The sequence below is a fragment of the Sporocytophaga myxococcoides genome, assembly GCF_000775915.1.
Taxonomy (GTDB): domain Bacteria; phylum Bacteroidota; class Bacteroidia; order Cytophagales; family Cytophagaceae; genus Sporocytophaga; species Sporocytophaga myxococcoides_A.
The window spans coordinates 1-1,491 of record NZ_BBLT01000030.1 but is presented as its reverse complement, the minus strand read 5'-3'; the positions used below and the strand labels follow the sequence as shown (position 1 = coordinate 1,491).

Here is a 1,491-nt window from a genome sequence, read left to right as displayed (position 1 = left end):
GTTGCACTTAACCTTCGGTAGTTTTTCAAAGTAGCAGTGTTAAATTAGGGTACAAAACTTTAATCAAACCTCTTACTGTTATGAAAAAAAAGATTGCTCCTTAATTGACACTGCTATTGCTAAGATACCAGGTTTTGGTGATCTATACCAGAAGATGCGACAAAAAGTCTCTCTCTCCGGCAAAAGCAATAGCACCCTTAGAAACTATTCTCTTCATCTGGCTAAAATGGCACTCCATTTCCAATGCCTGCCTACCTTGCTCGACTCTGATCAGATTGATGATTACCTCTATCTTTTACAGCAACAGCACAATACCCCTTCCAATTCTTATTTTAAACATACAGTCTACGGTCTCAGGTTTGCCTTTCGTATGGAAGGACTCAAAGACAAACACATAGAACTGCCCTCCATCAAAAAAGACAAAAAACTTCCTGTAATACTTAACAGAGATGAGGTAAAACGTTTATTAATAGCTCCTAAACTACTAAAGCACAGAATACTAATCGGCTTATTGTACGGGTGCGGTCTTCGATGCTTTGAAGTTCGCAATATCAGGATCGAAGATCTCGACTTTCAGCGAAAAGTACTTCATGTTAAACAAGGAAAAAACAAAAAAGACAGGTATGTTCCTTTGAGTGACATTCTCATTAGAGGCCTTCAAAAATACATACTCGCAGAAAATCCTCATCAATGGCTTTTTAACGGACAGCCCAACGGAAGAGCCGGCGGCGATTTCGACAGCAGGTATTCTCAGAAAGGTGTACAATGGGCCGTTGCTCAGGCATGTAAAGATGCAGGGATTATTAAACCTGTAACTGTACATACACTCAGACATACATATGCCACGCACCTACTGGAAGATGGCCTAGATATTATGACCATCAAAGATCTCCTTGGCCATGAATGCATTGACTCCACGCTCATCTATCTTCACGTCGCTCAGTCGGGACGGGTAAAACCTTTTAGTCCACTTGATACACTTTATCCTAAGTCTTAACTTAGATGAAGCCTTCTTTCGAAGTAGCCCATGTACTTAAAGCGCATTGGCAACAAGTGGAGCATTCCCAGATCAACTCTTGGCAACTGCGCACGCTCGGCGCTGTTAAAAGATGCCGGACTGCTGAGATGGGTGGACACATGGATGCTTGTTCTTCCTGTGGAAACGTGCGCATAAGTTACAATAGCTGCAGAAACAGACATTGTCCCAAGTGCCAGGGTAGGAAAAGAGAAGAATGGATACAAAGCAGACAGCAGGAACTCTTGCCTGTGCCATACTTTCATGTGGCATTTACGCTCCCTCAAGAGCTGAATAACATTGCCATGCATAAGCCTGCTCTTCTTTATAATACGCTCTTTGAAGCTGCATGGGATACGATTCAGACATTTGCTCTCGACCATAAACATCTGGGCGCAAAGACCGGAATGATCTGTATTCTTCATACATGGGGACAAACACTCTCTTTGCATCCCCATCTGCATTGTATTGTGCCA

At 42.6% G+C, this 1,491-nt stretch carries 2 protein-coding genes; both read left to right on the top strand.

Translation table 11 applies throughout. The features are described from left to right. Window positions 1-154: 154 nt before the first annotated feature. On the top strand, window positions 155-997 hold the full coding sequence (locus MYP_RS24550; RefSeq protein ID WP_081990664.1) for a tyrosine-type recombinase/integrase: 843 nt from the start codon (window positions 155-157) through the stop codon (window positions 995-997). 5 nt (window positions 998-1,002) lie between these two features. Beyond that, window positions 1,003-1,491: IS91 family transposase (locus MYP_RS24545; protein ID WP_045470038.1), on the top strand; the 489-nt coding region annotated here is incomplete at its 3' end.

Excerpts from the sequence above, each read along its gene's own strand:
- MYP_RS24550 (WP_081990664.1), top strand. The coding sequence starts at position 155 with ATGCGACAAAAAGTCTCTCTCTCCGGCAAAAGCAATAGCACCCTTAGA.